We start from the raw sequence: 26328 nt of genomic DNA on the forward strand, positions 1-26328 counted from the left end.
GCACGGCCTCACGCGGCGCGGCCGTAGGAGCGCCGCTGGCGCTGGCGCTCGCGGCGTTCCTCCCTGCGCCGCGCGCGCTCCTCGGTGCGTGCCCGCAGGGCCGCACGCACGTTCTCGGCCTCGCGGACGCGCCGCTCGGTCATCTCCCGGGCGTTGGCGTTGAGCAGTTCGCTGTGGAACACGGTGTTTCCCTCTTCACTCGCACGGCGGAACCGGTGTCCCGCCGTCTGGTCTCCACGTTCTCCCTAAGACCCCGGGGCGCACATGGGGAGGAATCCCAGTCCTGGGAGGTCTGAGCACCCGCGCGCCCTAAGACCCGGCCCCCAGGGCGTGTCACATCATGCTTCCGAGTGCTCACCCGTAGTTGTCTAGGCGGCAACGACGCACGTGGGAGGCGCGACATGACGCGGAAGTACAGGGCAAAGACGGCGGGCGCGCTCACAGCGGGCGCGCTCACGGCGGGCCTGGCGGCCGCGGGCGCGCTGGGCGCCCCCGCGCCCGCCGCCGCGGGGCCGGTGGAGGGGGAGGGGCCGGTGGGCCTGTTCCTGGAGGCGGGCGAGGCGCCGCTGCCGGGAGAGGAGTTCACGCTGCGCACCACCGTCACCGACGGACCCGTGGAGGGCGCCCTGCTGGCCCAGCACGTCCCCGGGGAGCTGGAGATCGTCGGGGTCGGGGAGGAGGGGGTGGTCCGGGACGGGATCGTGAACTGGCGGGTGACGGTGCCCGAGGGGGAGGAGGCGGTGTACACGGTGCGCGTCCGCGCGCCGGAGGCGACGGGGGAGCGCCTGACCAGCACCGCCTGCCTGCTGCTGGAACGCGACGCCGACCCGGCCGCGTGCGCCAGCGACTCGGTCCTGGTCGCGGAACAGACCGCCATGTCGCGGGTCTCGGAGTACACCGATCCCGCGAACCTGCTGCGGGCCGCGGGTGTCGCCCTGGCGGTGGGGCTGGCCTGGATGCTGTGGCGGCGCAGGAGGGCGCTGTCGCGCGGGTGAGAGGGTGTGCGGGTGGGGGCCGCCCAGACGGGGCGCCGGTTTTGTTACGTCAGCGTGTCATGAACCCGGCGAGGGAAAACTACAGGCCGTAGTAGTGTTTCCGGCATGGACATTCTCTACTCCGCGCTCGTCTTCCTGCACATGATCGGCCTGGCCGGGATCATCGCGGGCTTCCTCATGCAGGTCATCACCGACAACCCCAAGTCGACCAAGGTCCTGCTGCACAGCTCCCTGCTCCAGCTCGTCACCGGCCTGCTGCTGGTCGGGGTGGCCGAGATGGCCGACCTCGGGGAGCTGAACCACGTCAAGATCGCGGTCAAGCTGCTGGTCGCGCTGGCGGTCGTGGTCGTGGGCGTGCTCAACCTGCGCAAGCCCGCCAGGAACCTCGCGGTCATCGCGGGCGTGCTCGCCATCGTCAACATCGGCGTGGCCGTCTTCTGGTAGGCCCTCCCCGAGCGCGGTCCCCGCAGACCGCGCAGGCGCCACCGCCGGTGGCGGCGCGAACCGTGCCGCCACCGGTTTTTTTCTGTGTGCGTTTCCGTAATCTTGCGAAATTTTTCCCAGGAACTTCGTGGACTTGCGCGGGCATCGTCCCAGGTCACGGGGGCGTGTCCCCCGGGGTCGACCTGATGGGGGAAGGCGGCCCGAAACGCATCCCGGCAGGTGGCGGCGGAAACCGTCGCGCTGGGTGAGCGGTGTGACGTTCAGATCAAGACCCGTTCACAAGAGCGTTCCGGTCTGTTAGCTTCGTCACGCTCACGCAAACTCTTGCAAACACTGCAAGAGAACAGCGGACGGGGCAGTGCCGCCCCGCCGCGCTACCTCCCCCCAAGGAGCGCACATGAAGCCCATCCGACCCGGCGCCGCCGCCGGGGCGGTCCTGATGGGGATCGGCCTGCTGGCCGCCCCCGCGCAGGCCGCCCCCGTCCCGGCGGCCCCGACCCCGACGACACCGGTCCCGGCAGCCCCCGCCCCCGCCGAGGACGTCCGGGCCGCCGACAACGGCGAGACCATCGTCCAGCTCTTCCAGTGGAACTGGGACTCCGTCGCCACCGAGTGCGAGGAGTTCCTCGGCCCCCACGGCTTCGGCGGGGTGCAGGTCTCCCCGCCCCAGGAGCACGTGGTCATCCCCTTCGCCGAGGGCGGCGACTACCCCTGGTGGCAGGACTACCAGCCGACCTCCTACCGCATCGACAACACCCGGCGCGGCACCGCCGAGGAGTTCCAGGCGATGGTCTCCACCTGTGCCGACAACGGCGTGAGGATCTACGCCGACGCGATCATCAACCACATGACCGGCGACGGCTCGGGCACCGGCAGCGCGGGCACGGAGTGGGCCAAGTACGAGTACCCCGACCTGTTCGGCGACGGCACCGCCTCCCGCACGGGGGAGGACTTCAGCTCCTGCCGGAGGGAGATCAGCAACTGGAACGACAAGTGGGAGGTGCAGAACTGCGAGCTGGTCGGCCTGTCCGACCTCGACACGGGTGACCCCGAGGTGCGCGCGCAGATCCGCCGCTACCTCAACGGCCTGGTGGACATGGGCGTGGGGGGCTTCCGCGTGGACGCCTCCAAGCACGTCCCCGAGGCCCACGTCGACGCGATCTTCTCCGACCTGAACGAGGTCCCGGTCTTCGGCGGTCAGCCCGACGTCTTCCACGAGGTCTACGGGGACCAGACCATCCCCTACACCGCCTACACGCCCTACGGCCGTGTGACCGCCTTCGACTACCAGCGCGACATCTCCAACAAGTTCGCCGGAGGCGACATCTCCGGCCTGGCCCAGCTGCCGGACTACGGCGGGCTCACCGACGAGCAGGCCACCGTCTTCGTCGACAACCACGACACCCAGCGCTACCACCCGACCCTGACCTTCAAGGACGGCGACCGCTACCACCTGGCCGTGGCGTTCATGCTGGCCCACCCCTACGGGCGCCCCGTGGTGATGTCCAGCTACGACTTCGGCTCCAACGTCACCCAGGGCCCGCCCAGCGTCGGCGAGGCGGCGGGCAACCCGGCGGGCTGGATCACCGCCGACACCGACTGCGCCAGCGCCGAGTGGGTCTGCGAGCACCGCCACCCGACCGTCGCCGGGATGGCCGCCTTCCGCAACGCCACCGGCGACACCCCCGTCGTCCAGCGCGCCACCGACGGCTCCTCCCGGCTCGCCTTCGACCGGGGCGACCGCGGCTTCGCCGCCTTCAACGCGACCGGCGGCACCTGGAACCTGACCGCCGACACCGGCCTGCCCGACGGCAGCTACGACAACGCCGCCGGGAGCGGGACCCTCACCGTCGCCGACGGCCGGATCAGCGCCCGGGTCCCCGCGAACGGGGCCGTCGCCCTGCACGTGGGCGGCACCTGCGACGACCCGGCCGAGTGCGGGGGCGGCGGCCCCGGTGAGCCGGGCGAGCCGGGCGAGGTCAACGTCTCCGCCACCGTGGAGACCTGGTACGGCCAGGAGGTGTACGTGGTCGGCTCCACCCCCGGGCTGGGGTCCTGGAACCCCCCGAGCGGGGTGAAGCTGTCCACCGACGCGTCCACCTACCCCGTGTGGTCGGGCACCGCCCCCATCGGTGCCGACACCGAGTGGAAGCTGGTCAAGATCGACGGCGCGGGCAACGTCGAGTGGGAGTCCGGCGCCAACCGCGTCGGCCCCGCCGCCAGCGTCACCTGGCGCGACTGACCCGTGCGCGGCACCCCGGCCGGGGCGCCGCGCACGGCCCTTCCGGGACGGGCTCCCGGGAGCCGCGAGCCACCTCCACGGGCCGGCCACTCCCCGGCCCCGGCGCCCCCGCGTCCGACTCCTCCGGCGCGGGGGCGCCGCTCGGGAGGGGCCCGCCTCCACCCGGGGGTTGTCCACAGGCGCGGGCAGCCTCTGGCGCGGCCCGGGGCGTTCGCGGTTTCCTGGAAAGCGGGGGGTCCCCAGGGACCGCCGGTCTCGGCGTGCCCGCGTTCCGACCGCGCCGGTCCCCGACCGCACCGCGTCCCACAGGTCGGGAACCATCCTCAGTCGTCGTAGAAGACGCGCTCCATCACCGCACGCGCCCGACGCGTGGCGCGCAGGTAGGTCTCCGTCAACTGCTCGGCCGGGCCCTCCCGCACGGACTCCGCGCCCTCCCCGGCGCCGTCCTCCCCGTCCTCGCCGTCGCCGCCGGGGCAGCCCATCGCCCCCGCCAGAGCCGCCCGCACCCGCAGGTCCGAGGGCAGCGAGTCCCCGCCCCGGCCGCGCACCAGCATCACCATGCCCCGCACCCGCGACGCCAGCCGCCAGGCATGGCTGAGCACCTCACCGTCCTCCGCGTCCAGGAGACCGTGCGCCACGGCCGCCTCCAGCGCCTCCAGGGTGCCGGTGGTCCGCAGGTCGGAGTACTCGTGCGCGTGGCGCAGCTGGATCAGCTGGGCCACCCACTCCACGTCCGACAGCCCGCCCCGGCCCAGCTTGGTGTGCAGCGTCGGGTCGGCGCCGCGCGGCAGCCGCTCCGCCTCCATCCGCGCCTTGAGCTTGCGGATCTCCAGCACCGCCGAGGAGTCGATCCCGCCCTCCGGGTACCGGATCGGGTCGATCAGCCCCGTGAACGCCTCCCGCAGCTGCGGATCGCCCGCGACCGGCTTGGCCCGCAGCAGCGCCTGGCTCTCCCACACCTGCGACCAGCGCCCGTAGTAGGCCGCGTAGGACTCCAGCGTGCGCACCACCGGGCCGCTGCGGCCCTCCGGGCGCAGGTCGGTGTCCACCTTCAGCGGCGGCTCGGCCGCGGGCATCTCCAGCAGCCGCGCCAGCTCACGCACGACGGCCAGCGCCTGCTTGGTCGCCGCACCCGTGTCCACGCCCGGCAGGGGGTCGTGCACGTACATCACGTCCGCGTCGCTGGCGTAGGTCAGCTCACCGCCGCCGAACCGGCCCATCGCCACCACGCACACCCGCGTGAGCGGCTCGTCCCCCGACGCCGCCACCACCCGGTTCTGCGCCAGCCGCAGCGCAGCCTCTATGGTCACCGCGGCGATGTCGGTCAGCGCCGCGCCCACGTCCTGGACCGAGGCGACCTCCAGCAGGTCGGCCGCGGCCGTGCGCAGCAGCTCGCGGCGGCGCAGCGCGCGCACCGCCGACACCGACTCCTCGGCCGTGTCGTACCGGCGCCGCGCCGCCTCCGCCTCCCCGGCCAGCACCTTCGGGTCGCGGCGCACCAGGTCGCCGTCGTCGTCGAACATCGCCACCGCCTCCGGGGCGCGCAGCAGCAGCTCCGTCACGTACCGGCTCGTCCCCAGCAGCCACGCCATCCGCTCGGCCACCCGCACGTCGTCGCGCAGCAGGCGCAGGTACCACGGCGTGGTGCCCAGGGCCTCGCTCACCTGCCGGAAGCCCAGCAGGCCCGCGTCGGGGTCGGGGGCGTCGGAGAACCAGCCCAGCATCACCGGCAGCAGCGTCCGCTGGATCGCCGCCCTGCGCGAGACCCCCGAGGTCAGCGACTCCAGGTGGCGCAGCGCGCCGCCCGGATCGACGAACCCCAGCGCCTCCAGGCGGGCCCTGGCCTGCTCCGGCGACAGCCGCGCCTCCTCGCCCGGCAGCCTGGCCACCGCGTTGAGCAGCGGCCGGTAGAACAGCTTCTCGTGCAGGCGCCGCACCTCCGACGACACCCGGCGGCGCGCTTCGGTCAGCTCCCGCACCGGGTTCGCGGTCATCCCCAGCGCCCGCCCCAGGCGGCGCAGCTGGTCGGGGCCCTCCTCGGCGGCCGGATCGGGCATCAGGTGCGTGCGCCGCAGCCGCTCCAGCTGCAGCAGGTGTTCCAGCCGCCGCAGGAACCGGTAGGCCTCCGCCAGCCCCGCCGCGTCGCCGCGCCCCACGTACCCGTGCTCCGACAGCGCGGCCAGCGCCTCCAGGGTGTTGCCCGACCGCAGCCGCTCGTCGGTGCGCCCGTGCACCAGCTGGAGCAGCTGCACGGAGAACTCGATGTCGCGCAGCCCGCCCGGGCCCAGCTTGAGCTCGCGCTCCGCCTCGCCCGCCGGGATGTGCGCCACCACCCGGCGGCGCATCGCCTGCACGTCCTCCACGAAGTCCTTGCGGCCCGCCGCCTCCCACACCATCGGGGAGATGAGGTCCATGTAGGCCCGGCCCAGCTCCGCGTCCCCGGCGATCGGGCGGGCCTTGAGCAGGGCCTGGAACTCCCAGGTCTTGGCCCAGCGCTCGTAGTAGGCGCGGTGCCCCGACAGCGGGCGCACCAGCGGGCCGTTCCTGCCCTCGGGGCGCAGCGCCGGATCCACCTCCCACAGGGCGCCCTCGGCGTCGGTCTCGGCGGGGATGCGCATCATCGCGGTGGCCAGCCGGGTCGCCGCGCGCATCGCCGCCTGCTCGTCCACCGGCTCCCCGGAACCCGGGCCCGCGCCCGCGTCCTCGTCCGCATCCCCGGCCACGGCCGGCTCGGCCACGAACACCACGTCCACGTCGCTGACGTAGTTGAGCTCGCGGCCGCCGCACTTGCCCATGCCGATGACCGCCAGGCGGCACAGCGCGGCGTCCTCGGGGTGCTCGGCGCGGGCCACCGCCAGCGACGCGTCCAGCAGCGACGCGGCTAGGTCGGCGAGTTCCCCGGCGACCTCGTCCACCGTGCACAGCCCGGTCAGGTCGCGCCCGGCCAGGCGCAGCACCCGCCTGCGGTAGGCCACGCGCAGGACGTGCCGCAGGTCCTCCGACGAGCCGTCGCCGACCACGGCCGGATCGGCGGTCGGCGCGGGGCTGTGGGGATCGGCGCCCACGATGTGCAACAGGCCGCGGCGCACCTCCTCCGGCCCGGGGGAGCGGGCGGCGTCGGCGCCCCGCAGCTCCCGCCAGTCGCCCGGGTGGCGCACCAGGTGGTCGGCCAGGGCGGTGCTCGTGCCCAGCACCCGGCACAGCCGGGCCCGCAGCTCCCGGTCCTCGCGCAGCGCGTCCAGGAGGTCGGCGGGGTCGGGGTCGGACTCCAGGACGCGGATCAGCCCGAGGAGCGCCTGGTCGGGGTCGGGGGCGGCCGCGAGCGAGCCGATGATCTCGGTGTCGGCCCGGGCGTCGAGCCCGGCCTCCTCCACCAGGCGCAGGGCCCGGGTGCTGTCGCTGAAACCGCGCCTGGCGAGCGCGCCTGCCGTCATGTTCGTCGTTCCGTCCCTCACCACGTGTCAACGGTAACGGTCCGGCCGGTGAGCGGGCCCGGTGCCCCGAACCGGTTCGGCCCCCGGCGCCCGGGGCGAACCGTCCCGCGCACCCGGAGCCGGGTCGGGGCCGGTACCCGAACGGATACCGGCCCCGATGGGGGGAGTGCGCGGCGCGCCCTCCCGGAGCTGCCGTCTACGCCTTAGATGTCGTAGTAGAGCTCGAACTCGCGCGGGTGCGGGCGCAGGCGCAGGGAGTCGATCTCCTCGGTGCGCTTGAAGTCCACGTAGGTCTCGATGAGGTCCTTGGTGAACACGCCGCCCTCGAGCAGGAACTCGTGGTCGGCCTCCAGGGCCTCCAGGGCCTCGTCCAGCGACGCCGGGACGGTCTTGATGGCCTGGGCCTCCGCCGGGGGCAGCTCGTAGAGGTCCTTGTCCACGGGCTCCGGCGGCTCGATCTTGTTCTTGATGCCGTCGATGCCGGCCATCAGCATGGCGGAGAAGGCCAGGTACGGGTTGGCCGACGGGTCCGGCACGCGGAACTCGATGCGCTTGGCCTTGGGGTTGGAGCCGGTCAGCGGCAGGCGGATGCAGGCCGAGCGGTTGCGCTGGCTGTAGACGAGGTTGATCGGGGCCTCGTAGCCGGGCACCAGGCGGTGGAAGGAGTTCACCGTCGGGTTGGTGAAGGCCAGCAGCGCCGAGGCGTGCTTGAGCAGGCCGCCGATGTAGTAGCGGGCCGTGTCCGAGAGCTGGCCGTAGCCGGACTCGTCGAAGAACAGCGGCTCGCCGTCCTTCCACAGGCTCTGGTGGCAGTGCATGCCCGAGCCGTTGTCGCCGAAGAGCGGCTTGGGCATGAAGGTGGCAGTCTTGCCCGCCGCGTTGGCGACGTTCTTGACGATGTACTTGTACAGCTGCACCTTGTCGGCCTGCTGGAGCAGGGTGCCGAACTTGATGCCGATCTCGGCCTGGCCCGCGGTGCCGACCTCGTGGTGCTGGAGCTCGACCTCGATGCCCGACTTGATCAGCTGCTGCACCATGTCCGAGCGCAGGTCGCTGTAGTGGTCGACCGGCTCGACGGGGAAGTAGCCGCCCTTGTAGCGGGGACGGTAGCCGCGGTTGCCGCCCTCGATGGCCGAACCGGTGTTCCAGGCGCCCTCGATCGAGTCGATCTCGTAGTAGCCGGTGTTGGACCGGGTCTCGAACTTGACGTCGTCGAAGATGTAGAACTCGGCCTCGGGGCCGAAGAAGGCGGTGTCGGCCACGCCGGAGCCGCGCAGGTAGGCCTCGGCCTTGCGGGCGACGTTGCGCGGGTCGCGGCTGTAGGACTCCAGGGTCAGCGGGTCGTGGACGAAGAACGTCATGTTCAGCGTCTTGTGCTTGCGGAACGGGTCCAGCACGCCGGTGCTCAGGTCCGGCAGCAGCAGCATGTCGGACTCGTGGATGGCCTGGAAGCCGCGGATCGACGAGCCGTCGAACATCTGGCCATCGGTGAACGTCGACTCGTCGACGTTCTCGGTCGGGAGGGTAACGTGGTTCACGCCCCCGAAAAGGTCCGTGAATCGGACGTCGAGGAACTTGACGTCCTCGTCCCGGATATAGGCGAGCACCTCGTCGACGCTGCTGAACAAAACGAACCTCCGTGCAGGTGGCTGAGACGGTGGACCGGGGTCCGCCCCATCGCGGACACGTCGGATCGCGCGCCGTCTCCCGGCTTCGTCTCCGAAGCTAGGAGCGGGTGGTTTCCGCGCCATGTCTCGATTGTTTCCTGTATGTTACGGACCCGGCTGTTGTCGCAGACCACCGGGTCTGACCCGGTGATTCCGCCCTGTAGGGGCCGAAAAGGGACGCTGCGCGGCCCCGTTTGTGGCCCCCGCCACGGCCCCCGGTGTGACCTCCGCCATGATCTCCCGCGCGGGGGGTCACAGCAGCTCCGACGCCCCGGGTACGGGCCCTCCCGCCGGGTGGATACCGTGGAAACCATGAGCGACGAGAGCCGGGGCTCCGCCACCGCGGCGTCCGGGGACGACTTCCAGTACCGGGGCAACCGGCTCGGCCTGCCCGAGAGCGGACCGGGTTCGGTGCCCGGCGTGATGCGCCGCCTGGTGGGGCTCCTCCTGGACTGGATGCTGTCCCTCGCGCTCGCCTGGGGGGCCTACGGCGTCGGGCTGGTCGGCGCGGACGCCGCCAGCCAGGCGGAGGCCGTCCCGATGGTCAGCAACACCGCCCTGGTCGTCTTCGCGGTCATGAACGTCCTCCTGCTCACGCTCTTCGGCACCACCGTCGGCCGCCGCCTGGTCGGCGTGGGCATCACCGCCACCGGCGAGCGCTCCTGGCCCTGGTTCGTGTCCATGACGGTGCGCACACTCCTGCTGTGCCTGGTCATCCCCGCCGTCATCTACGACCGCGACACCCGCGGGCTGCACGACCGGGCCGCCGGGACGGTCGCCACCCGCTACTGAGGCCTCACCGGGGGTCCCCGGCACCGGGGAAGCCCGGCGCGCGCGTGGGCGCGGCCCCCGCGAGCTGCTGTTAACATCCGTTCATTACTTGGCCCGGGAACGGACCGAAACCCTGAGCGCTCGACTCCCCCGCTCCCACGGGGGTGCGTTCGCGCGCGGGAGAATCGGGTCCGGCCCCCGCGCGGGGACCCGGTCCCCGCCGCGGATCCCGTTCCCACCGGTGGGCCCCGTCCCCGTCGGGGGACCCGGCCGCCTCCCACGCACGCCGCCGCACCCGAAGGTTCGCATGGCTGGAAAACGCTCCGCCCCCCGCCCTCCGTCCGCCGCCATGCACGCCGTGCGCATGTCCCCGGGGCAGTGGGTCGCCTGCGTGGTCACCGCCCTGGCCATCATCGCCAGCCTCGGCGGCTACGGCTGGTACCAGGGCATCGTCGGCAACATCACCACCGCGCAGGTGGACACCGACGCCTGGGACCGGCCCAACAGCGTCGAGGGCGTGATGAACCTGCTCATCATCGGCTCCGACGTCCGGTCGGGGGACAACGCCAACTACGGCGAGGCCGAGGGCGAGCGCCCCGACACCATGCTCATCGCCAGCATCAACGTGGACAACGGCGCGGCCACGCTGGTCAACCTGCCCCGCGACCTGGTCGTGGACCTGCCCGGCTGCGAGGCCGTGGAGGGCTACGAGGGGATGAGCCCGCACAGCGGCATGATCAACTCGGCGATGACCTTCGGCGGGGTGGGCTGCCAGTGGCAGACCGTCGAGGAGGTCACCGACGTGCACCTGGACCACTTCGTCATGATGGACTTCACCGGGTTCAAGGACATGGTGGACGCCATCGGCGGCGTGGAGATGTGCATCCCCGCGCCGGTGGACGACCCCAAGGCGCACCTGACGCTGGACGCAGGGACGCAGACCCTCAGCGGTGAGGAGTCGCTGGGCTACGTGCGCTCCCGCTACGGCCAGGGCGACGGCAGCGACCTGTCGCGGATCGACCGCCAGCAGGAGTTCATGGGCGCCATGCTGCGCCAGGTGCTCAGCAGCGAGGTCATGACCAGCCCGGTGACCATCACCAACTTCCTCAGCGCCGTCACCGACTCGGTGACCACCGACGAGGAGCTGACCGTGGAGACGATGACCGACATCGCCATCTCCATGCGCGAGGTGGACCTGGAGCGCATCCAGTTCGTCACCGTGCCCAACGGCCAGCACCCCGCCGACGCCAACCGGCTGGCCATGAGCCAGCCCGCCGCCTCCGAGCTGTTCGCGGCGATCAACTCCGGCGCCTACCTGGAGGACGAGGAGCCGGAGGACGAGGGGGAGGAGTCGGAGGAGGGCTCCGGCGACGCGGCCCCCGCCCCCGCCGACGTCTCCGTGCAGGTCCTCAACAACACCGGTGTCACCGGCCTGGCGAACGAGGTCCAGGGCGTCCTGCTGGGGGAGGGGTACGACGTCACCGGTATCGGCGAACCCGCGGTGCGCTTCCCCGAGCTGACCACCGTCTACTACGCTCCGGGTGAGGCGGCCGCCGCCGAACTGCTGGCGGGTTCGCTGGAGAACGCGGTCACCGAGGAGGTCGCCGACCTCCCGCAGACGCTGGAACTGGTCATCGGCCAGGACTGGAACGGCTTCGCGGGCGGAGGCGGCTCGTCCGGGCCCGAGGTCTCCATCACCGAGGACCTGGGCGGCACCACCGCGGCGGGGGCTCGGGAGAGCGCCTGCTGAGGGCCGGTGACCGGAACCCGGTCGCCGGTTCCGATCTGACACGGTACGTACCCGTCCGGTACCATCCGGCCGTTACGTCCGTGTCAGCGCTCGCGCAGTACGCCCTCCCCCACCGACCGGACCAGCCCTTGTCCCATACCGAATCGCAGGTGCCCTTTGGCTCCCAGAAACGCGTCCTCAGCCCTGGCGGGGAAGATGAGTCTCGGCCAGTGGGTGGCGTGCGGGGCGACAGGCCTGCTCATCGCGGCCAGTCTCACCGTGTACGCGGGCTACCGCGACGTCCTCAGCATCGCCACCGAGGAGGTCAACACCGACGCCTGGGGTGACCGTCCGGCCCAGGCGGAGGGCATCCACAACATCCTGCTGCTGGCCACCGACCAGCGCGCGGGGGACAACGCCGAGTACAGCGTGGTCAACGGCGTGCGTCCCGACGTGCTGGTCGTGGTGAGCATCAACGTGGACGAGGGCGGGGTGACGATGGTCAACATGCCCCGCGACCTGATGGTCCCGATGCCCGACTGCCCGGCCAACGGCGAGAACCCCGGGGTGACGGCGGGCACGGTGGACCAGCTCAACCACGCCATGACCTACGGCGGGATGGACTGCCAGGGCAACACGGTGGAGACGGTCACCGACATCCACCTCGACCACATGGTGATGGTCGACTTCGCGGGCTTCCAGGAGATCGTGGACTCCATCGGCGGCGTGGAGATGTGCGTCCCCCAGCCGATCGACGACCCCAAGGCCCACATCACGCTCGACGCCGGGATGCAGACCCTCAACGGCGAGGAGGCGCTGGGCCTGGCCCGCTCCCGGGCCAGCACGGAGCAGGGCAGCGACCTGAACCGGATCGAGAACCAGCAGCGGATGATGGGCGCCATCCTGCGCAAGGTCACCAGCGGCGAGATCATGTCCAGCCCCGCCACGCTCTACGACTTCATGGGCTCGGTCACCGACAGCCTGGTGACCGACGACGGGTTCACCGTGGACCAGATGACCGAGCTGGCCATCTCGATGCGCGAGGTCGACCTGGGGCGGATGCGGATGGTCACCGCCCCCGTAGTGGACTCTCCCGTCCACAGCGGGAAGCTGGACCTCCAGCAGCCCGCCGCCGATGAGCTGTTCTCCGCGGTCGCCTCCGGTGACGCCCTGCCCGAGGAGGAGGGCGGCGACGGAGGCGGCGGCGAGGGCTCGGAGGAGGCCGAGGAGCCCGCCGTCGAACCCGCGGACGTGTCCGTGCGGGTGCTCAACGGCACGGGCATCACCGGTCTGGCGAGCCAGGTCGGGACGCTGCTCACCGAGCAGGGGTTCAACGTCACCGGTGAGGGCGACCCGGTCGAGCGGACCCCCGCCGTCACCACGATCTACCACGGCCCCGACCAGCTCGCGCAGGCCGAGGAGCTGGCCTCGGCGCTCAGCGTGGCCCAGCTGGAGGAGGTCCCCGACTTCGGTCCAGAGCTGGAGCTGGTGATGGGCGCGCAGGACTGGGACGGCCTGGCCACGAGCGGAGGGGGCTCCGGCGGCGGCGGGGGCGATGCCCTGGCAGGTCTGGGCGCCACCAGCGCCGCCGAGGACGAGGTCAGCTGCGAGTAGCCCCTTCGGAGGGCTTCGGGCCCCGTGGACGCCGTGCAGGCGCCCGCGGGGCCCTTTGCCTGTACCGGGCGGGGTCCGGCGGCGGTTCCCGCCGCACTGGGGGCCTCGCGCCGGGAGCGCCGCCGGACGAGTGGGCCGCAGGGAGGGCGGATGGGCTCCCGGCGGCGCGCGAGGAGCCTTCGCCGTCCCCGGGGCCTCTCCCCGGTGCCCCCGGAGGGACGCGTGCCGCCCCATGTGACAGATCCGGTTTTATCGTTTATCGTTAATATCGAAAAGCGATAAGAGAAAGGCCGTCATGTCCCTTCGCAAGGCCCTGGACTGGTCCAGGGCGGACTCCGCTCTGCTCCGGTTCGTCCTCGTCGTCCTCCTGGGCTTCCAGGTGGTCCACGGGCTCTTCCTGCTCGCCTGGAGCACCGGACTCGTCCCCGCCGCCACCAGCGCGGGCCTCAACGTGCTCACGCGGGACCTCCCCTCCGGCACGGCGCCGCGTTCGCCGGACGTCGCCGTGCGCGGCGACGTCACCGTGGAGGGGGCGGGCGGCATGGAGATCGCCTTCCACGACCCCTCGGCGGCCGAGCGCGTCATGCTGGTCGCCCCCGCGCTGCTCACCGCCCTGGCAGTGGGACTGGTCGCCTACCTGCTGCTGCGCATGGTCCTGACCCTGGACGGGGGAGACCCCTTCGTCCCGGCGAACGTCCGTCGCATGTACGCCATCGCCCTGACGGTGGTCACCGGCGCCCTCGCGGTCCCGGCCGCGGAGGCCCTCCTCGGCGCCGTCCTGGAGCACCGGGCGCTGGGCACGGACGCCACCGTGGTGTTCTCCCTCAGCCTGGACCTCGACGGCGGTGTCCTCCCGCTGGTCGCGGTCGGCCTCGTCATCGCCGCCCTCGCCGAGGTCTTCCGCCGGGGCACCCGGCTCCGCGAGGACGTCGAGGGGCTCGTCTGATGCCGCCCGAGGAGGCCACCGGCGTCCGCGTCCACCTGGACAAGCTCCTGGCCGAGCGCGGTATGACCCTCACCCAGCTGGCCGAACGGGTCGGCGTCACCGTCGTCAACCTGTCGGTGCTCAAGAACGACCGGGCCAGGGCGATCCGCTTCTCCACCCTGGCCGCCCTGTGCCGCGAACTCCGCTGCCAGCCGGGCGACCTGATCAGCTACGACCCCGAGTGACCCGGACCCGGGCACACGCGAGGGGGCCGCCGCACCCGACGGTGCGACGGCCCCCTCGTCCGACTGCGGCCCCGGCCGGGGTCAGCCGCCCATCTGGCCGCGCATGCCCCGGGGCATCTTGGCGTTCTTGGGCATGGGCCCCTTGGGCATCTGCATCTTGGCGGGCAGCGCCTTGAGCCGGTAGTTCAGCTCGGCGGTCCCGGCCTTGTCCAGGTTGCGCGGGAGCCTGACCAGCGTGCGCTGGAGCTTGGAGACCGGCACCTGGTCCTCGCCGTTGCCCACCTTGAAGTCGTAGATGGGCGTGTCGTAGGCGACGCGGGCCACGCGCTTCTTCTCACCGGCGATCAGCGGCTTGAGGCGGCCGGGGTCGCCCTCGCCTACCAGGATCACGCCGGGGCGCCCCACCACGCGGTGCACGACGTCCATCTGCTTGTTGGCCGCCACACCCGGCTCGACCACCCAGTTGCCGCGCATGTTGTCCAGGATCGCCATACCCGCGCCCAGGCGTCCGTCCAGCATCTTGTACTGCACGCGCTGCGCGGAGCGGGTGAAGATGATGAAGCCCACCAGGAAGGCGACCGGCAGACCGGTCAGCGGCCACAGGATCCACGACCCGGTCCAGATACCGATGCCGACGAACACCGCGAGGATGACCACCGCCGCCGTGACCGCGAGCGGGATGCTGCGCGGACTCTGCTGGTGGACGACCTTGGCGACCATGCCGATCTGCTTGAGACGGCCCGGCTGCTTCTCGGCACCGTCCTTGCCTCGGGCCGTGTTCTGTGAACCCTTGGGCTTTTTCGCCATCGTGCTCTCAGGCAGCTCACGCCGACGCCGGATCGGCGGGGAAGGAGTTCCCTCGGCTGCCTTGCCTCCTCTTCGCGGTCGTCGTGGGTGCGGCGCCTCGCGGCGCCACCGACGGGCGCCTGCCCACATCAGGATATGTGCGGGTGCCCGTAACTGAGGAACGGTGGCCAGCGGGCCACCGTTCCAGCTTGGTCACGACTCGGGTGGAAAGTTCGTTACGCGTTGTTCGCCAGGGAGGCGTTCTCGGCGTCCCGCTTCTCCCGGGCCTGCTTGTACAGGCGGCCCGCCCGGTAGGAGGAGCGCACCAGCGGCCCGGACATGACACCGGCGAAGCCGATCTCCTCGGCCTCCTGGCCCAGCTCCACGAACTCCTCCGGCTTGACCCACCGGTCGATCGGGTGGTGCAGCTTGGAGGGGCGCAGGTACTGGGTGATGGTCAGCAGGTCGCACCCGGCCTCGTGCAGGTCGCGCATCGCCTCGCTGATCTCCTCACGGGTCTCGCCCATGCCCAGGATCAGGTTCGACTTGGTGACCAGGTTGTCCGCGCGCGCCTCGGTGATCACCTTGAGGGAGCGCTCGTAGCGGAAGCCCGGACGGATGCGCTTGAAGATCCGCGGCACCGTCTCGACGTTGTGCGCCAGCACCTCCGGACGCGAGCCGAACACCTCGGCCAGCTGGTCGGGGTCGGCGTTGAAGTCGGGGATGAGCAGCTCCACGCCCGTGCCCGGGTTGAGCTCGTGGATCTTGCGGACGGTCTCGGCGTACAGCCAGGCGCCGCCGTCCTCCAGGTCGTCACGGGCCACACCGGTGATGGTGGCGTAGCGCAGGCCCATGGTCTTCACGGAGTTGGCGACCTTGGTCGGCTCCATGCGGTCCAGGGCGGTGGGCTTGCCGGTGGCGATGTTGCAGAAGTCGCAGCGCCGCGTGCACTGGTCGCCCCCGATGAGGAAGGTCGCCTCGCGGTCCTCCCAGCACTCGTAGATGTTGGGGCACCCGGCCTCCTGGCAGACCGTGTGCAGGCCCTCGCTCTTGACCAGGGAGTGGAGCTCGGTGTACTCGGGCCCCATGTGCGCCTTGATCTTGATCCACGGCGGCTTCTTCTCGATGGGGGTCTCGCTGTTGCGCGCCTCCACGCGCAGCAGCCTGCGGCCCTCAGGAGCGATGGTCAACGTGAACCCGTTCCCTTCTGTGCCCCGTGCCGGGGACCCTTCCCCTCGTGGGGGCTCGGCGTCCCCGCGGGGACTGGCTCATGGTGTGGTGTGTCATCCACGCGCGGTGGCGCCGGAGAGCAGGTCCGCGCCGTCGGTGTGGCGGTACTCCCGCGCGCCGAGCAGGTCCGCCAGATGGCGTTCCATCCGGGGCCGCGCGTCGGCCACGGACACGTCGCGCCCCAGTTCGGCGGAGAGCGAGGTGACTCCGGCGTCGGTGATTCCGCACGGGACGATCCGGTCGTACCACGACATGTCATTGTTGCAGTTCAACGCGAGCCCGTGCATCCCGACCCCGCGGGCGATCCGGCAGCCGATGGCGGCCACCTTGCGTTCGATGAGGCCGCGCTCGGGGTCGGCGGCCAGCCACACCCCGGTGCGCCCCTCCACCCGCGTGCCGGTCAGGCCGTACTCCGCGATGGTGCGGATGATGGCCTCCTCCAGCATCCGGACGTAGGCGATCACGTCGACGGGGTCCGGCAGCCGGACGATGGGGTACACCGTCAGCTGACCGGGGCCGTGCCAGGTGATCTTGCCGCCCCGGTCGATGTCCACCACGGGCGCCCCGGGGTCGGTGATGGGACGATCCCACCTCCCGGTGCGCTTTCCTGCGGTGTACACGGGCTCGTGTTCCAGCAACAGGACGGTGTCGGGCACCTCATCGGCGACCCGGCTCTCGTGGAGCCGCTTCTGGAGATCCCAGCCCTGGTGGTACGGGACGGGAGTGTCGCCCAGCCATGCGTAAACGAGATCACTCACACATCCAACCTTACGCCCCGGTGGACTGTGCGGGTCTGGCCAGGATGTCGGATAGCGCACTGTCCACGGTGGGCAGCGCGAAGGAATAACCGGCCTTCGTGAGGCGTTCGGGCTCGGCCCTCATGTCGATCAGCGCGGTCTCCTCGGCGAAGTCCCCCAGCACCGCGCGCATCGCCGGAGCCGGGACCGGCAGGACGGCGGGGCGCCGCAGGGCGCGGCCCAGCGCCCTGGTGAACTCGGCGTTGGTCACCGGCTCGGGCGCGCACATGTTCACCGGGCCGGTGATCTCGGGGTGCTCCAGCAGGAAGCGCACGGCCCCGATCTGGTCGCGCATGGCGATCCAGCTCATGTACTGGCGCCCCGACCCCAGACGCCCGCCCAGCCCCGCCCGGTACAGCGGCAGCAGCGTGCCCAGCATGCCGCCCGAGCGGTCGAGCACCACCGAGGTGCGCATGTGCGCCACCGACAGGCCCGCCTCCTCGGCCGGGGCGGTGGCCTCCTCCCAGTCCCGGCAGACCCCGGCCAGGAAGCCGGTGCCCGGCGGGGAGTCCTCGGTGGCCGCCCGCCCGCCGGTGTCGCCGTAGAAGTGCATCCCCGACGCGCTCAGCAGGCGGGGGGGAGGCGAGGACATCCCCGCCAGGGCCTGGCACAGGGTGCGGGTGCCGCGCACGCGGCTGCGCCGGATGAGGGTGCGCCGGTGCCGCGTCCACAGGGCCGGGCCGACCGGCGCCCCGGCCAGGTGCACCACGGCGTCGGCCTCGTGCAGGGCCACGGTGTCCACCCGTCCCTGCTCGGGGCGCCACTCCGCCTCCTCCACGTCCGGGTGGTGCCGCCCCCGCGGCAGGTGGCGCACCATGCGCACCACCGTGTGTCCGTCGCCGAGCAGGGACGCCTCCAGCGCCCTGCCGATGAGTCCCGTCGCCCCGGTGATAGCCACTCGCATGGTCCTGGGTCTACCCGAAGGAGGGCGGTCCTCGCGCGTGAAGACACACCAAACGGACGACGGAGGACACCCGCCCGGTTTTTCTTCGGCTTTTTCCTCGAAAGAGCTGCGCGAGGGGCCCTCGGTCTTCTAGTTTGAACGTGGGACAGGAACTCCGCGTCAACGCGGAGCTACTGTGGGCGACGCGCTGTCGGGCTGACTGCCGCGTCCCCGACCACAGACCTTTGATGATGGGGATCATCAGGGGATGGTGATTGGTGGGGTAGAAAGACGGGGCGGTGCCGAGAGGCGCCGCCCCGTCCACTTTCCCGCCGCGGGGCTCCGCGCCGCCCCCGAGGAGGCGCGGGCCGCGTGCCTCCTCGGGGGCGGCGGCTCCCTCAGCAGGTCAGCCCCCTAACCGGGGTAGGGGCGCCGCTCCCGGGCCTCCCGCAGGGCCAGCGCCCACCACGCCAGCTGGCGCAGCATCCGCTCCACGGCGGCCTCCGCGGACGACATGTCCACCACCGGGGTTCCGTCGGGGCCGAACATCGTCTGAGCGTTGTGCAGGCTGACCGTGTCGCGGATCGTGGCGGTGTGCAGCTCCGAGAAGACCGACCGCAGCTGCTCGATCGCCCGCAGGCCGCCGGACATCCCGCCGTAGGAGACGAAGCCCACCGCCTTGCCGAACCACTCACGGCGCGCGGCGTCGATGGCGCTCTTCAGCTCGCCCGGGTAGCCGTGGTTGTACTCCGGGGTCAGCACGACGTACCCGTCGGCCGCCTCCACCGTGTGCGCCGGCTCCGGGGCCATCGGGCCGCCGTGGCCGTCCTGCGGGCTGATGTCCTCCACGTCGAGGAAGTCGAACGCCACGGAGGGGTCCGGGTACTTCCGGGCCCGGTCCACGAACCAGCGGGAGACGGCGGGTCCGGTGCGGCCCCGGCGGTTTCCGCCGAGGATGACCGCGATCCGAAGGTTGTCCATGTGGGTCCTTGCTTCTTTGGTGCCGTCTCGGCCCACACGTGAGCGGGCACGTCAGGCGGGCACGCGCGGACCGGCTCAGGGAGCCGCGCGGCGCACCGTCGGTTCTTGGGTCGTGTTCCTTGGGGCGTTTCGCTGATCCGAAAGCCTCCGCGGAACACTCCCGAGGGGACAGGTCAACGCTAGGACCTCAACAGGTCTTGAGGTCAAATCGGACAACACATTCCCCAATAAAGGACGAGCCGGGCCGGGTGCCGTCGCGGCACCCGGCCCGGCGGGTGGTGTGGGGGCCTCCGGGGCCCGGGCCTACAGGCCCAGGTCGTCCTCGAAGGCGCCCTCCTCCAGACGCGCCTTCACGCTCTGGAGGAAGCGCCCGGCGTCGGCGCTGTCGATCAGGCGGTGGTCGTGGGCCAGCGACAGGTACACCATCGAGCGGACCGCGATCACCTCGTCGCCCATGGCGGTGTCCTCGACCACGACGGGGCGCTTGACGACCGCGCCGGTGCCCAGGATGGCCACCTGCGGCTGGTTGATGATCGGCGTGCCGAACAGCGCGCCGGTGCAGCCGGTCTCGGCGATGGTGAACGTGCCGCCGCCCAGCTCGTCCGGGCCCAGCTGGCCGGTGTGGGCGCGCTCGGTCAGGTCCTTGAGCCTGCGCGCCAGCTCACCCAGGCCCAGCTTGCCCGCGTCCTTGACCACGGGGGCCAGCAGACCGCGCTCGGTGTCCACCGAGACGCCGAGGTTCTCCACGTCGTGGTAGGTCACCTCCTGCTTGTCGCTGTCGATCACGGCGTTGAGCTTGGGGTGGGAGCGCAGGGCCTCCACCGCGGCCAGCGCGAAGAACGGGAAGAAGTCCAGCCGCACGTCCTCGCGCTCGGCGAAGCGCTCGGCGGAGTGCTCGCGCAGGCGGGCGATCTTGGTGACGTCCACCTCGATGACCTGCGTGGTCGTGGCCGAGACGTGCAGCGACTCCACCATCCGGTCCGCGATGGACAGGCGCAGGCGGGTGAGCTTCTCGGTACGGCCGCGCAGGGAGGTGTCGGTGGCCCCCTTGCGCGGGGCCGAGGACGGCGCGGGGGCGGCGGCGCGCGCGGCGTCGGCCTTCTGCTCCTCGGCGGCCTTGAGCACGTCCTGCTTGCGGACGCGGCCGCCCACGCCGGTGCCCTTGACACGGCTGAGGTTCACGCCGTGCTCGGAGGCGAGCTTGCGCACCAGCGGGGTCACGTACGCCTCGGTCCCGGCGTCGGTACCCGAGGCGCGGCCGGTGCCGCTGAGGGTGCCGATGTCCACGGACGGGCTCTCGCCGTCCTTGTCCCGGTCCGCGGCGGGCTCGGGCTCGGCCTCGGCCTTCGGGGCGGGCGCGGCGGGCTCGGCCTCGGCGGGCTCGGGCTCCGACACCGGTTCGGCCTTGGGCTCGGCCTCGGCCGGGGCCGCGCCCTCGGAGACGGCCGGGGGCTCGTCCCCGGTGCCGCCGATGACGGCGATCTCCGCGCCGATCTCCACGGTCTCGTCCTCGTCGACGAGGATCTTGGTGAGTACGCCCGCGACGGGTGAGGGAATCTCGGTGTCCACCTTGTCGGTGGAGACCTCCAGGAGCGGTTCGTCCACCTCGACGGTGTCGCCCACGCTCTTGAGCCACTGGGTGACGGTGCCCTCGGTGACGCTCTCACCCAGGGCGGGCATGGTCACCGACGTGGTCGGGCCCCGGTCGGAGGACGAGGCCCGCGCGCCGGCCCCGGACTCGGGCTCGGGGGCGGGCTCCGGCTCGGGCTCCTCGGCGGCCCCCTCCTCGGGCTTCTCGGTCTCCTCGGGCTCCTGCGCGGACTCCTCGGCCGCGGGCTCGGCGCCGCCCTCGTCGTCGGCGCCCTCGCCCTCACCGCCGATGACGGCGATCTCCGCGCCGATCTCCACGGTCTCGTCCTCGTCGACGAGGATCTTGGTGAGTACGCCCGCGACGGGTGAGGGAATCTCGGTGTCCACCTTGTCGGTGGAGACCTCCAGGAGCGGTTCGTCCACCTCGACGGTGTCGCCCACGTTCTTCAGCCACTGGGTGACGGTGCCCTCGGTGACGCTCTCACCCAGGGCGGGCATGGAAACGGAAGTCGGCATGGGTTTCCTCGTTGGATCTGGGCGCGGTCTCTGCCCAACCCCTTGATGGGCAGCGCGGATGTGTGCGGGGGCGGGCCCTCGCGGCCCGCCCCCGGTGGTGCGGTCAGTCGTGGACGTGCAGCGGCTTGCCCGCCAGCGCGAGGTGCGCCTCGCCCAGCGCCTCGGACTGGCTCGGGTGCGGGTGGATCAGCTGGGCCACCTCGGAGGGCAGGGCCTCCCAGTTGTAGATCAGCTGCCCCTCGGCGATCAGCTCGCCGACGCGGCTGCCGACCATGTGGACGCCCAGTACGGGGCCGTCCTTCTCGGCGATGACCTTCACCGCGCCCTGTGTCTGCAGGATCTGGCTCTTGCCGTTGCCCGCGAGGCTGTAGTTCATCTCCACGACGTCGTGTCCGCGCTCCTTGGCGACCTTGGTGGTCAGGCCCACGGACGCGACCTCGGGCTCGCAGTAGGTGACGCGGGGGACGCCGTCGTAGTCGATCGCGGGCGGGTTCTGCCCGGCGATGTGCTCGGCGACGAAGATGCCCTCGGCGAAGCCGACGTGGGCGAGCTGGAGGGTGGGGATGAGGTCGCCCACGGCGTAGACGTTGCCCACGCCGGTGTGCAGGTTCTCGTCCACCTGGACGAAGCCGCGGTCCAGGGTGATGCCCTGCTCCTCGTAGCCCAGGCCCTCCGAGACCGGCCCGCGGCCGATGGCCACCAGCAGGACCTCGGCCTCCAGGGTCTTGCCCCCCTTGAGGGTGACGGTGACGCCGGAGTCGGTGGTCTTGACCGACTCGAACGGGGTGCCCAGCTCGTACTTGATCTTGCGCTTGCGGAAGGCGCGCTCCAGCAGCTTGGAGCTGGACTCCTCCTCCACCGGCACCAGGTGCGGCAGGGCCTCGACGATGGTGACGTCGGCGCCGTAGGAGCGCCACACGCTGGCGAACTCCACGCCGATCACGCCGCCGCCCAGGACGATGACCGACTCGGGCACGCGGTCCAGGTCGAGGGCCTGGTCGCTGGTCATGACCTTCTCGCCGTCGATGTCCAGCCCGAGGGTCTTGGGCTTGGAACCGGTGGCCAGCAGGATGTTGCGGCCCTTGTAGACGGCGCCGTCGACGGTGACCTCGTCCTTGCCGGTGAGCTTGCCCTCGCCCTCGACGACGGTGATCTTGCGCGACTTGACCAGGCCGGTCAGGCCCTTGAACAGGCCGCCGATCACCTTGTCCTTGTAGGTGTGCACGGCCTGGATGTCGATGCCCTCGAACGTGGCCTTGACCCCGAAGTTCTCGCTCTCCTTGGCGGAGTCGGCGACCTCGGCCGAGTGCAGCAGGGCCTTGGTGGGGATGCAGCCGCGGTGCAGGCAGGTGCCGCCGAGCTTGTCTTTCTCGATCAGGACGACGCTCATGTCCAGCTCCGCGGCGCGCAGTGCCGCCGCGTAGCCGCCGCTGCCGCCGCCAAGGACGACGAGGTCGAAGGTGCCGCCGCTCTCACTCACGGGAACGAACTCCTTGTTGTGGCTGGTGATGGGTGGTGGCCGCGGCCGGGCCCCGCGTGGGCGGAGGGAGGGTGTGCGCGGCCGCGGTGGCCGGGAGGGGCGGCGCTCCGGCTCGGGGAGGCCGCCCCCCTGGGCGGGTGCTATCCGGCGTACTCCTCGGCGATGCGGACCAGGGTGCGGGTGCCCGCGCCGGTGCCGCCCTTCGGGGTGTAGCCGTGCGGTCCGCCCTGGTTGAAGGACGGACCGGCGATGTCGAGGTGCGCCCACGTGACGCCCTCCTCGATGAACTCCTTGAGGAAGACGCCCGCGGAGAGCATGCCGCCCCAGCGCTCGCCCGCCACGTTGGCGATGTCGGCGACCGCGGAGTCCAGGCCCGCGCGCAGCTCCTCGGGCAGGGGCATCGGCCAGGAGGCCTCGCCCGCCTCGGCGGCCGCGGCGACGATCCGGTCGCGCGCCTCGTCGTCGTTGGACATGACCGCGAACACCCGGGTGCCGAGCGCGACCAGCTGGGCGCCGGTCAGGGTGGCGATGTCCACGACCAGGTCGGGCGCGTCCTCCTGCGCCCGCACGAGGGCGTCGGCCATGACCAGGCGGCCCTCGGCGTCGGTGTTGAGCACCTCGACGGTCTTGCCGCCGTAGATGGTCAGCACGTCGGAGGGGCGCTGGGCGGTGCCGCTGGGCATGTTCTCGGCCACGGCCAGGTAGCCGACGGCGTTGACGCGCAGGTTCAGGGCGGCGATGGCGCGCATGGCGGCCAGCACGGAGGCGGCGCCCGCCATGTCGGACTTCATCCAGTCCATCGAGCCCGCGGGCTTGAGGGACAGGCCGCCGGAGTCGAACGTGATGCCCTTGCCGACGAAGGCGACGGTCTTGGTGGCCTCGGGGTGGCTGTGGGCCAGGCGGACCAGGCGGGGCGGGTTGGCCGAGCCCTGGCCGACGCCGATCAGGCCGCCGTACCCGCCCTCGGACAGGGCGGCCTCGTCCAGGACCTCGACGCGCAGGCCGGACTGCTGGGCGATCTCCTGGGCGGTGGTGGCCAGGTCCTCGGGCGCCAGGTCGGCCGGTGCGGTGTTGACCAGGTTGCGGGTGAGGTTGACGGCCTCGGCCAGGACGGCGGCGCGCTCGGCGGCCTCCCGGGCGTCCCCGGCGGAGCTGGCCAGGACCAGCTCGGCGGCGCGCTTGTCCTTGGCGGCGGTGCGGTACCGGTCGAAGCCGTAGGCGCCCAGGCGGGCTCCGAGGGCGACGGCGCCGGCCTCGGCGGCGGTCCCGGCGGGCAGGGCCAGGACGACGCGGCCCGCGCCCTCGGGGCGCGAGGTCAGCGAGCGCAGCGCGACGCCGGCGGCGCGGGACAGGATGTCGGGGTCGACGGGGCCCTCGGCGGGCGCCGGGCCGAGACCGACCGCGACGACGACCGGGGCCTTGACGGCTCCGAGGGAGGCAAGGGTGTGCACCTCCTCGGGGGCGCCGCTCGCTCCCAGGAGCGACAGGGTCTGGGCGAGGCCGCCGGAGAAGGCGGCATCGACGTCATGAGCGCCCGACGCGGGCTCCGGAGCGTCGCCTCCGGAGTGGTAACCGACGACAACCGCGTCGGCGTCGAGCGAACTGGGGGACTCCGTATTTACTGACAACGACGTGCTCACGTCCCCGATGCTAGTCGCCCCGCGCGCCCGGCGGGGACGCGGCGCCCCGGGTCCGCGGGGGCCCTGACGCGGCGCTGCGGGGGGTCGCGGGAGCCGGGGGTGTGCGGGGTCGGGTCCGACCCGCGCGCGCGGCGAGGGTGCCTCTGGCCGCCGGTGAAGGGTGTCGTGGGCCGTCTCCGGGGTGGTCTCCGCCTTCCCGCCTGCGAGAACCGTGAAACCTGTGTGAAAAAATGTGATGATCGCGACATCGGGCACCCCCAAGTCGATTACCAGTCGGTAGGAAACCGCCTGGTGGGACGCCCCGCGGCCCGCCGACCGGGGCCGTGAATCCCCGTGCCGGTCCTCACAGCCGGGCCGCGGCCGCCGCGGCCACGACCAGCGCCGTCGTCACCGCCGTCTCCGACAGCGCGCCCAGCACGTCGCCCGTGACGCCGCCCAGCCGACGCACCGCCCGGCGCAGCAGGAGGCCCGCCGCCAGCAGGCCCGCCGCGACGGCGAGCGCGCAGGCCAGCGCGAACCCCGGCGCGTGCGCCCAGCCCGCCAGGCACACCAGCGGCGCGGGGACGGCGGCCAGCAGCGCACCCGGAAGGCGCACGGTCCCCGCCACGAACGCCCCCAGGCCCTCGGGCCGCGCCGAGGGCACGCGCGGGGTGCACGCCAGGGCCACGGCCAGCCGCCCGGCGGCCCCGGCCGTCGCCGCGCCCGTCAGCGCCGCCTCGGCCGAGGCCTGCGCCAGCTGGCCCAGGGCCAGGGTCTGCGCGGCGAGCACGATCACCAGGGTGACCACGCCGAACGGACCGATGTCGGACCGGCGCATCACCTCCAGGGCGCCCTCGGCGGGACGCGCGCTGCCCAGCCCGTCGGCCAGGTCGGCCAGGCCGTCCAGGTGCAGCCCCCGCGTCAGCAGCGCGCCCAGCCCGACGGCCAGCAGCGCGGCCAGCGCGGCGGACAGGCCGACCGCCGTCCCGAGCACGGCCGCCGCGCCGGTGAGGCCGCCCAGGAGCGCGCCCAGCACGGGCGCCCACACCATCGCCCACCCGGCCACGCGGCGGTCCAGCCGCCCCGCGCGCACCGGGAACACGGTGAACGTGCCCAGCGCCATCCGGGCTCCCGCGACCGCGTCCGCGGCCCGGGAGGGAACGGAGGGGGAGCCGCCCGGGACGGGCCCGTCCGAAGACGAGCCCTCCGGGGGAGGCCCGTCCGGCGCGGGGTCACGTGGAGGGGGGCCGGCGGCACCGCTCACGGCAGCTCCAGGACGCGGCCCGCTGCCACCAGCACCACGTCCTCGGACTCGGCGCCGACCCACTGGTTCAACCGGCCCAGGTGGTCGCGGAACAGCCCCCCGGCACGGGTCGCGGGCACCACACCCGACCCCACCTCGTTGGTGACCGCCACGACGTAGGCCTGGGTGGAACGCCAGGCGTCCAGCAGCCCGTGGACCGCCGCCTCCACCTCCTCCTCCGCGTCGGGCGGTGGGCTGTCCTCCCACAGCCCCGCCCCGTCCATCACCCGGGTCAGCCAGGTGCCCAGGCAGTCCACCAGGACCGCGCCCCGGGCGCCCTTGAGCAGCGCGGCCAGGTCGGTGGTCTGCTCGGTGCGCCACCACCAGGGGCGGCGCCGCACGTGCCGGGCCACCCGGTCGGCCCAGTCGGGGTCCGCGTCCGGGTCGGGCTCCGGACCGGTCGCCGCGTACAGCACCTTCGGCTCCGACATCAGGCGCAGCTCCGCCTCGGTGGACTTGCCCGAGCGCGCGCCCCCGGTCACCAGGGTCCGGTGCGGCCCGCGCGGCCGCGACTCCGGCCACACCGCCGGAGGGCACGACAGGACCTGCCCGTCGCCCGGCACCAGGGCGCCCCACAGCCGGGCCCGGCGGGCGAACTCCTCGGGTGAGCGGACGCGGTGGTCGCCGCCGACCGCGACGACGGCCGTGGTCACCCCGATCACCCCCGAGCGGCGCAGCTCGCCGATGACCTCCGGGCGCTGCGCGGCGTCCACGATGACCATGTCCACCTGCTGGTCGGGGCGGGCGGAGGAGTAGCCGGAGGAGCCCTCGGCGCGCGCCTCCGCCGGGGGGACGCCGGGCAGGGGCCCCGGGCCCGTGCGCGCGTACATCAGCCTGCCCCCGTCGGGGCCCTCGACCAGGACGCCGTCGGGGGTCGGGCTCACCGAGTACCCCGGCGGCACCGGGCCGACCACCCCCGCCTCACGGACGCGGAAACGGTCGTCCACCGTCACGCGCAGGGGCAGGCGGCGCTCGGAGAGGGCCTTGTTGCAGGAGGCACAGGTGCACTGGGGGGCGGGCCACCCCGAGTGCCCGGCAGTCCCGAGAAATCGGATACGCACCGAAAAAGTAAACAGC

General features: G+C 72.6%; 21 protein-coding genes. 8 read left to right on the forward strand and 13 right to left on the reverse strand.

Annotation, left to right across the window (positions count from 1 at the left end):
• Window positions 1-8: 8 nt before the first annotated feature.
• Window positions 9-182 (reverse strand): hypothetical protein, encoded by a 174-nt coding sequence (locus tag NDAS_RS28825; protein ID WP_013151978.1) that lies wholly within the window; start codon window positions 180-182, stop codon window positions 9-11.
• Window positions 183-401: 219 nt separating this feature from the next.
• Between NDAS_RS28825 and NDAS_RS04625 the strand changes: the two genes are divergently transcribed.
• The 3 genes from NDAS_RS04625 (at window position 402) to NDAS_RS04635 (ending at window position 3681) form a co-directional block, all read left to right on the forward strand.
• Window positions 402-995 (forward strand): hypothetical protein, encoded by a 594-nt coding sequence (locus NDAS_RS04625; RefSeq protein ID WP_013151979.1) that lies wholly within the window; start codon window positions 402-404, stop codon window positions 993-995.
• A 105-nt stretch (window positions 996-1100) separates the two neighbouring features.
• Window positions 1101-1439 carry a hypothetical protein gene (locus NDAS_RS04630; protein WP_013151980.1) on the forward strand — a complete coding sequence of 113 codons (339 nt, stop codon included), beginning with the start codon at window positions 1101-1103 and terminating at the stop codon, window positions 1437-1439.
• A 397-nt stretch (window positions 1440-1836) separates the two neighbouring features.
• A complete protein-coding gene (locus NDAS_RS04635; protein ID WP_013151981.1) occupies window positions 1837-3681 on the forward strand; it encodes a carbohydrate-binding module family 20 domain-containing protein in 1845 nt (614 codons plus the stop codon).
• Window positions 3682-4004: 323 nt separating this feature from the next.
• Here NDAS_RS04635 and NDAS_RS04640 read toward each other — a convergent pair whose 3' ends face one another.
• Window positions 4005-7115: a bifunctional [glutamine synthetase] adenylyltransferase/[glutamine synthetase]-adenylyl-L-tyrosine phosphorylase gene (locus NDAS_RS04640; protein WP_041552363.1), complete on the reverse strand. Its 3111-nt coding sequence runs from the start codon at window positions 7113-7115 to the stop codon at window positions 4005-4007.
• Window positions 7116-7318: 203 nt separating this feature from the next.
• Window positions 7319-8743, reverse strand: a complete 1425-nt coding sequence (gene glnA, locus NDAS_RS04645; RefSeq protein ID WP_013151983.1) for a type I glutamate--ammonia ligase — start codon at window positions 8741-8743, stop codon at window positions 7319-7321.
• A gap of 351 nt (window positions 8744-9094) precedes the next feature.
• On the opposite strand from glnA, the gene NDAS_RS04650 reads away from it, so the two are divergent.
• From NDAS_RS04650 to NDAS_RS04670, 5 genes are all read left to right on the forward strand, one after another.
• Complete coding sequence (locus NDAS_RS04650) at window positions 9095-9574, forward strand: RDD family protein (protein WP_013151984.1); 480 nt, start codon at window positions 9095-9097, stop codon at window positions 9572-9574.
• A gap of 286 nt (window positions 9575-9860) precedes the next feature.
• Window positions 9861-11303, forward strand: coding sequence for an LCP family protein (locus NDAS_RS04655; RefSeq protein ID WP_013151985.1), 1443 nt, complete (start codon window positions 9861-9863; stop codon window positions 11301-11303).
• 195 nt (window positions 11304-11498) lie between these two features.
• Entirely contained in the window at window positions 11499-12896 is a 1398-nt protein-coding gene (locus tag NDAS_RS04660; RefSeq protein WP_013151986.1) for an LCP family protein, read from the forward strand.
• A gap of 295 nt (window positions 12897-13191) precedes the next feature.
• Complete coding sequence (locus NDAS_RS04665) at window positions 13192-13842, forward strand: DUF2975 domain-containing protein (RefSeq protein ID WP_013151987.1); 651 nt, start codon at window positions 13192-13194, stop codon at window positions 13840-13842.
• On the forward strand, window positions 13842-14066 hold the full coding sequence (locus NDAS_RS04670; protein WP_013151988.1) for a helix-turn-helix domain-containing protein: 225 nt from the start codon (window positions 13842-13844) through the stop codon (window positions 14064-14066). Before NDAS_RS04665 ends, NDAS_RS04670 begins: the two co-directional genes overlap by 1 nt.
• Before the next feature lie 81 nt (window positions 14067-14147).
• On the opposite strand, the gene NDAS_RS04675 is transcribed toward NDAS_RS04670, so the two are convergent.
• The 10 genes from NDAS_RS04675 to NDAS_RS04725 form a co-directional block, all read right to left on the reverse strand.
• Complete coding sequence (locus NDAS_RS04675; RefSeq protein WP_013151989.1) at window positions 14148-14873, reverse strand: DUF4191 domain-containing protein; 726 nt, start codon at window positions 14871-14873, stop codon at window positions 14148-14150.
• 215 nt (window positions 14874-15088) lie between these two features.
• Complete coding sequence (lipA, locus tag NDAS_RS04680) at window positions 15089-16042, reverse strand: lipoyl synthase (RefSeq protein ID WP_013151990.1); 954 nt, start codon at window positions 16040-16042, stop codon at window positions 15089-15091.
• Window positions 16043-16135: 93 nt separating this feature from the next.
• Window positions 16136-16840 (reverse strand): lipoyl(octanoyl) transferase LipB, encoded by a 705-nt coding sequence (lipB, locus tag NDAS_RS04685; RefSeq protein ID WP_013151991.1) that lies wholly within the window; start codon window positions 16838-16840, stop codon window positions 16136-16138.
• Window positions 16841-16850: 10 nt separating this feature from the next.
• Complete coding sequence (locus NDAS_RS04690) at window positions 16851-17777, reverse strand: TIGR01777 family oxidoreductase (RefSeq protein ID WP_013151992.1); 927 nt, start codon at window positions 17775-17777, stop codon at window positions 16851-16853.
• Between the two features lie 399 nt (window positions 17778-18176).
• Window positions 18177-18743, reverse strand: coding sequence for an NADPH-dependent FMN reductase (locus tag NDAS_RS04695; RefSeq protein WP_013151993.1), 567 nt, complete (start codon window positions 18741-18743; stop codon window positions 18177-18179).
• Between the two features lie 303 nt (window positions 18744-19046).
• The gene (gene sucB, locus NDAS_RS04700; protein WP_013151994.1) at window positions 19047-20849 is read right to left on the reverse strand and encodes a 2-oxoglutarate dehydrogenase, E2 component, dihydrolipoamide succinyltransferase; all 1803 of its coding nucleotides are present in this window, start codon (window positions 20847-20849) and stop codon (window positions 19047-19049) included.
• Between the two features lie 103 nt (window positions 20850-20952).
• Window positions 20953-22329 (reverse strand): dihydrolipoyl dehydrogenase, encoded by a 1377-nt coding sequence (gene lpdA, locus NDAS_RS04705; protein WP_013151995.1) that lies wholly within the window; start codon window positions 22327-22329, stop codon window positions 20953-20955.
• A 140-nt stretch (window positions 22330-22469) separates the two neighbouring features.
• Window positions 22470-23969, reverse strand: a complete 1500-nt coding sequence (locus NDAS_RS04710; protein WP_081461698.1) for a leucyl aminopeptidase — start codon at window positions 23967-23969, stop codon at window positions 22470-22472.
• A gap of 343 nt (window positions 23970-24312) precedes the next feature.
• Entirely contained in the window at window positions 24313-25071 is a 759-nt protein-coding gene (locus NDAS_RS04720; protein ID WP_013151997.1) for an adenosylcobinamide-GDP ribazoletransferase, read from the reverse strand.
• 137 nt (window positions 25072-25208) lie between these two features.
• Window positions 25209-26204, reverse strand: a complete 996-nt coding sequence (locus NDAS_RS04725; RefSeq protein ID WP_041552374.1) for a bifunctional adenosylcobinamide kinase/adenosylcobinamide-phosphate guanylyltransferase — start codon at window positions 26202-26204, stop codon at window positions 25209-25211.
• Between the last annotated feature and the right edge of the window lie 124 nt (window positions 26205-26328).

Origin of the sequence: Nocardiopsis dassonvillei subsp. dassonvillei DSM 43111, assembly GCF_000092985.1 — a bacterium.
GTDB lineage: Bacteria > Actinomycetota > Actinomycetes > Streptosporangiales > Streptosporangiaceae > Nocardiopsis > Nocardiopsis dassonvillei.

What these genes read in the sequence shown, in the direction of transcription:
- NDAS_RS04720 (WP_013151997.1), bottom strand. Translation starts at nt 25,071, where the DNA reads ATGGCGCTGGGCACGTTCACCGTGTTCCCGGTGCGCGCGGGGCGGCTG.
- NDAS_RS04635 (WP_013151981.1), top strand. Translation starts at nt 1,837, where the DNA reads ATGAAGCCCATCCGACCCGGCGCCGCCGCCGGGGCGGTCCTGATGGGG.
- sucB (WP_013151994.1), bottom strand. Translation starts at nt 20,849, where the DNA reads ATGCCGACTTCCGTTTCCATGCCCGCCCTGGGTGAGAGCGTCACCGAG.
- NDAS_RS04660 (WP_013151986.1), top strand. Translation starts at nt 11,499, where the DNA reads ATGAGTCTCGGCCAGTGGGTGGCGTGCGGGGCGACAGGCCTGCTCATC.
- NDAS_RS04630 (WP_013151980.1), top strand. Translation starts at nt 1,101, where the DNA reads ATGGACATTCTCTACTCCGCGCTCGTCTTCCTGCACATGATCGGCCTG.
- NDAS_RS04695 (WP_013151993.1), bottom strand. Translation starts at nt 18,743, where the DNA reads ATGGACAACCTTCGGATCGCGGTCATCCTCGGCGGAAACCGCCGGGGC.
- NDAS_RS04655 (WP_013151985.1), top strand. Translation starts at nt 9,861, where the DNA reads ATGGCTGGAAAACGCTCCGCCCCCCGCCCTCCGTCCGCCGCCATGCAC.
- NDAS_RS04625 (WP_013151979.1), top strand. Translation starts at nt 402, where the DNA reads ATGACGCGGAAGTACAGGGCAAAGACGGCGGGCGCGCTCACAGCGGGC.
- NDAS_RS04675 (WP_013151989.1), bottom strand. Translation starts at nt 14,873, where the DNA reads ATGGCGAAAAAGCCCAAGGGTTCACAGAACACGGCCCGAGGCAAGGAC.
- NDAS_RS04670 (WP_013151988.1), top strand. Translation starts at nt 13,842, where the DNA reads ATGCCGCCCGAGGAGGCCACCGGCGTCCGCGTCCACCTGGACAAGCTC.
- NDAS_RS04650 (WP_013151984.1), top strand. Translation starts at nt 9,095, where the DNA reads ATGAGCGACGAGAGCCGGGGCTCCGCCACCGCGGCGTCCGGGGACGAC.
- NDAS_RS04640 (WP_041552363.1), bottom strand. Translation starts at nt 7,115, where the DNA reads ATGACGGCAGGCGCGCTCGCCAGGCGCGGTTTCAGCGACAGCACCCGG.
- NDAS_RS04665 (WP_013151987.1), top strand. Translation starts at nt 13,192, where the DNA reads ATGTCCCTTCGCAAGGCCCTGGACTGGTCCAGGGCGGACTCCGCTCTG.